General features: G+C 38.3%; 2 protein-coding genes and 1 pseudogene. All 3 read right to left on the minus strand.

What is annotated here, in order from left to right:
* Positions 1-35: 35 nt before the first annotated feature.
* Positions 36-218: pseudogene (locus F6K23_RS42730) on the minus strand (zinc ribbon domain-containing protein); the annotation flags it as partial.
* Between the two features lie 61 nt (positions 219-279).
* Positions 280-765, minus strand: a complete 486-nt coding sequence (locus F6K23_RS42735) for an RNA-guided endonuclease InsQ/TnpB family protein (RefSeq protein ID WP_367267981.1) — start codon at positions 763-765, stop codon at positions 280-282.
* On the minus strand, positions 761-1,240 hold the full coding sequence (locus tag F6K23_RS42740) for an RNA-guided endonuclease InsQ/TnpB family protein (protein WP_367267980.1): 480 nt from the start codon (positions 1,238-1,240) through the stop codon (positions 761-763). The genes F6K23_RS42735 and F6K23_RS42740 overlap by 5 nt, the downstream gene beginning before the upstream one ends.
* Between the last annotated feature and the right edge of the window lie 101 nt (positions 1,241-1,341).

Genomic DNA, 1,341 nt, shown 5'->3' on the forward strand with positions numbered 1-1,341 from the left:
TTGACATCCTCCCCGGCCTAAAGGCACGGGGATTCCTACCGAGCCGTAGCCCCTCGGCGGGTTGACGTCTCATCGGCTGCTGCTGCCTTGACGGTAGTCTTACGCTTGCCTCCACGTCCGTTTTTTGTCTCGGACTGCCCGCCCGCGACTAATATATTTATTGCTGCATTTTCATCACGGTCGTGTTTTGTACCACAGTTGAGACATTCCCACTCCCTAACTGAAAGCTCTAACTTTCCACCTTTGAATCCACAACATGAGCAAGTTTGAGATGTTGGCTCAAGGGCGACTAATTACTCGAAAATCACGACCATATTTCTCTGCTTTTCCCTCTAAGAGTATTCTAAATTGTCTCCAGCCTAAATCTGATATTGCTCTGGATAATTTACGGTTTTTCACCATTCCTGAAACATTCAAGTCTTCTAAAACAATTGTTTGATTTTCACGAATTATTTTAGTAGATAATTTATGTAGAAAATCTGCCCTAGTATCCTTTAATTTGCCATGGAACTTAGCAACTCTCAGTCTAGCTTTTTCATATCGTTTCGACCCTCTAGTTTTATTAGATAATGACTTACTTAACTTGCGATATTTCTTAATCCGCTTTTTGAGTGGCTTAGGAGCATCAACCTTTGTACCATCACTCAATGTTGCAAAAGTTTTAATTCCTAAATCTATACCTACTGAATTATCAGTTTTCGGTAATACTTCTGGTTGTATTTCTACTACAAAACTTAATAAATATCTATTCGCTGAATCTTTAATTACTGTTACTGATGATGGAGCAGCGGGTAACTCTCACAGGCGAAACTATTTTCAGTTTTCCAATCTTGGCTAAATAGACTTTATGTTGACCAACTTTAAACCCTCCCTTTGTAAATCTAGCAGTCTGCTTTGATTTCCTTTTTTTGAATCGTGGAGGTTTTATAGGTTTACCTTTTCTCTGGCCTTTGGTCGATGCAAAAAAGTTTTGATAAGCTTGGTTTAAATCATTTAAAGATTGCTGTAATGGAATAGCAGAAACTTCTGATAACCATTCCCTCTCTTCAGTCTTTTTAGAAGATGTGATAAACTGTTTTTGAAGTTCAGTATTAGTGGGCTTCTTTTCCCCTGATTTATACTTTTGTTGGCAGCAAGCTAAACTATCGTTCCAGACAACACGGACACAACCAAAGAGCTTTGCTAATCGGTATTTTTGTCCTGGCGTTGGATAGATACGGTACTTAAATCTTCCTTTCATGGCATGATTTTTCAACTAAGAAAATAATAACATATTTATTAAAAAAATCAACTAAAAAGTCCCCCTAGAAGGGGGAGGCTTTAAACCCAATTTTTCGGTAA

Source organism: Okeania sp. SIO2C9 (genome assembly GCF_010672455.1).
Classification (GTDB): Bacteria; Cyanobacteriota; Cyanobacteriia; order Cyanobacteriales; family Microcoleaceae; genus Okeania.